Genomic DNA, 1,431 nt, shown 5'->3' with positions numbered 1-1,431 from the left:
ATACGGGACAGGTTGACTGAACCCATCCGGATGAGGCCAAAAATAACCAGCGCAACAAGGTCAATACGGGATTGATGTCATCCAAGAGTCCGACTTTCCGCCGTTTCCTGAAGAGCCTTAACACCTGAAAGCCGCGTTTTCCGGATAAGATAACGCCTTTCTTTGGTTTCCTTGCTTGTCTTTATTCCCTACCTTGCCCAAGCGCAGATCAGGAGTCTCTCGCAGTCGGTATTGCCCATCTTGGTTGCGATGGAGAGCGGGGTGGTGCCACCTGACAAGGCGGCGTTGATATCCGCCTTGGCTTCGATCAGGAGTTTCACGATCTCGGTGTTATTTTCTTGAGTAGCGATATGCAGCGCGGTGGCGCCATCCGTAGTCCGGGGGGCGTTAAGATCCGCCCTCGCCTCAATCAGGATTTTCACGCTGTCGATGTTATTTTCCTGGGCAGCGATGAACAGCGGGGTGGTGCCATCCAACAAGGCAGCGTTGAGATCTGCCCCGGCTTCGATGAGGATTTTTACGCTGTTGATGTTATTTTCCTGAGCAGCGATGAACAGCGGGGTGGTGCCATCCAACAAGGCAGCGTTGAGATCCGCCCCGGCTTCGATCAGGATTTTCACGCTGTTGGTGTTATTTTCCTGGGTAGCGATGAACAGCGGGGTGGTGCCATCAAACAAGGTGGCGTTGAGATCCGCCCCGGCGTCGATCAGGACTTTCACGCAGTCAGTATTGCCTCTCGCAGCGGCGATGAACAGCGAGGTGGCGCCATCCGGCAGGGCGGCGTTGAGATCTGCCCCGGCTTTGATCAGGACTTTCACACAGTTGGTATTGCCTTTCGCAGCGGCGATGAACAGCGGGGTGGCGCCATCCTCAGTCCGGGCGTTGAGATCCTCCCCGGTTTCGATCAGGCTTTTCAAGCTGTCGGTGTTATTTTTTTGGGCAGCGAGGTGCAACGAGGTGGCACCATCCGAAATCCGGGCGACGTTGAGATCTGCTTTGGCTTCAATCGGGACTTCCGGGCAGTCAGTGTCATTTTCCAGAGCAGCCATGAACAATGCGGTGGCACCAATCGAACAGGGGGCGTTGAGATTCGCCTTGGCTTCGATCAGGACATTAACGCAGTCGATGTTATTTTCCTGGGCAGCAATGGACAGCGGGGTGGCGTCATCCGAAGGCCGGACGGCGTTGATATTCGCCTTGGCTTCGATCAGGGCTTTCAGGCTGTCAGTATTATTTTCCTGGGCAGCGATGAACAGCGGGGTGATGCCATCCGAGGTCCGTGCGGCGTCGACGTCTGCTCCGGCGTTGATCAGGGCTTTCACGCAGCCGGTATTGCCTTTCGCAGCAGCGATGAAAAGGGCAGTGGTGCCATCCTCAGTCCGGGCGTTGAGATCCGCCTTGGCTTCGATCAGGATTTTTACGCAGTCAGTG

Annotated in this window: 1 protein-coding gene; it reads right to left on the bottom strand. The window is 55.8% G+C overall.

All coding sequences use genetic code 11. From position 1 onward, the window contains the following. Positions 1–188 precede the first annotated feature (188 nt). On the bottom strand, positions 189–1,431 hold a 1,243-nt coding region (locus tag KDK17_RS06720; protein ID WP_257287667.1), incomplete at its 5' end, for an ankyrin repeat domain-containing protein.

It is taken from the genome of Endozoicomonas sp. SESOKO2 (assembly GCF_024606245.1).
GTDB lineage: Bacteria > Pseudomonadota > Gammaproteobacteria > Pseudomonadales > Endozoicomonadaceae > Endozoicomonas_A.
Note: the sequence above shows the minus strand (reverse complement) of the source record. Positions and strands in the feature narration are given on the sequence as shown.